Source organism: Novosphingobium sp. TCA1, from assembly GCF_009811895.1.
GTDB classification, from domain to species: Bacteria; Pseudomonadota; Alphaproteobacteria; order Sphingomonadales; family Sphingomonadaceae; genus Novosphingobium; species Novosphingobium panipatense_A.
Genome location: NZ_BLJH01000108.1, coordinates 1 through 1525, shown reverse-complemented (window position 1 = coordinate 1525; position 1525 = coordinate 1). Strand labels below are relative to the sequence as shown.

Here is a 1525-nt window from a genome sequence, read left to right as displayed (position 1 = left end):
ACTGACCTTGACAGTACATGAGCCCAATCTTGGAAACCGTGTCAGAGTTTGCAACAGAGCCACGGTGACCATGGCGAAATCGGTGGTTCGCCTTGCGGGCAGCGCCTTGAGTACCCTGCGTTCTGCATCGACGCGCGCGGCATGCCGTCGGTTCTGCCTGGCGACCTGGGCGTCAACGAACTCGCGCCAGGCCTCGATGCTGACGAAATCGCGGCTGCCCCGCCGGCGCAGGGCCTGATCGAGGCGCCGCTTGAGGTGACCGTGCGGACCTTCGATCGATCCGTTCTCGTGCGCCTCGCCGCGGTTGTTGCGGGTGGCAAGCATGCCGTAATGACGGCACAGTTCGTCGTAGCTTCGCGTGAAATCCCGCTGCGCATCGGCGTCGAGGTTTTTGTAGGCGGCTGACAGGGAATCGCTGCGGTGTTCGGCCGGCGCACCGCCCAGCTTCCACAACGCATCCTGCAGGTGCTCCGAAAGGGCGGCAAAGCTCTCCCCGCCCAGCACGACAGCCGCATGCTCCCAGCCACTCGCCGCCAGGCGGAAGTGGTAGAGGCGATAGGCCAGGGTCTCGCCGGCAACCGTGACCTTGAGACTATCGCATACCGTGAAATCCGACAGGCCCTGCCGACCGGGCTCATGATGCTGCGGGAAGAAGATCTCCTTCTCACCGCCGTGCAGTGCCCGCCAGCGGGCGATCCGGCGTTCCAGTGTTCGTCGTATCGCATCGGGAACAGCATCCTCGCCGAACTCGTCCTGGAGCGTCTCGAAGACCGTGACGGCAATGATACCGTCGATCTGGAGCAACTCCTCGACACGTGGCCAGAATGGCTCGAGCGGATCGGCGCGGGTGCGCCAGTGGCGCTCCTTCTTCTTCTGGGACGGAAGCTGCGGATCGTTCTCGATCCGGCGTGCACTGCGCTCGCTGATACCGGCCTTGGCAGCCGCGACGGCCTGGGTGTGTTGGCGACGATGGGTCATGAAGAGAAATACCTGCTGATCGGAAATGTGGTGGCCCGGCATCGCAAACCCATCGTTCCTTGTTCGATGAGTGTTCCGATACCACCGCCCGCCGCAGCCCCGACCAACCCCCGAAAGAAGGGGAAAGAAGATCGCCATCGGTTGTCTGGTCCGCTCTCCGGTCGGGGCTCCGCCCCGCCCTACGATCAGCCCAGACAACCGATCCTACCGGCCATCATAGTTGCCGCTCAACCGGCCATCGTAGTTGTCGCCGCGCACCCAGATCGTCCTTTCGTGCGCCGGGCACATCAAGCAGGGGTAACAGTGTCTCGTCGATACGCTCAACCAGGCGAGTTACATCGCCAAATGCGGCGGACTGCTCGAACATGAACTGGGCGCGATGGCGAAGCCAGAGCCCGAAGGGGGACGCGCCAAGCCGGGGCAGCTTCTCGCCGCGGGTGCTTTGAAGTAGCGAGAAAAGCGTGTTCTGGCTCCACTCCATCAGACGGCTCTGTTGCAAACTCTGACACGGTTTCCAAGATTGGGCTCATGTACTGTCAAGGTCAGT

General features: G+C 62.8%; 2 protein-coding genes. Both read right to left on the bottom strand.

The features are described from left to right. Positions 1-978 (bottom strand): IS21 family transposase (gene istA / locus NTCA1_RS28255; RefSeq protein ID WP_236549633.1); only part of this gene is annotated, 978 nt, incomplete at its 3' end. 214 nt (positions 979-1192) lie between these two features. Continuing rightward, positions 1193-1477, bottom strand: a complete 285-nt coding sequence (locus NTCA1_RS28250) for a hypothetical protein (RefSeq protein WP_347812959.1) — start codon at positions 1475-1477, stop codon at positions 1193-1195. Between the last annotated feature and the right edge of the window lie 48 nt (positions 1478-1525).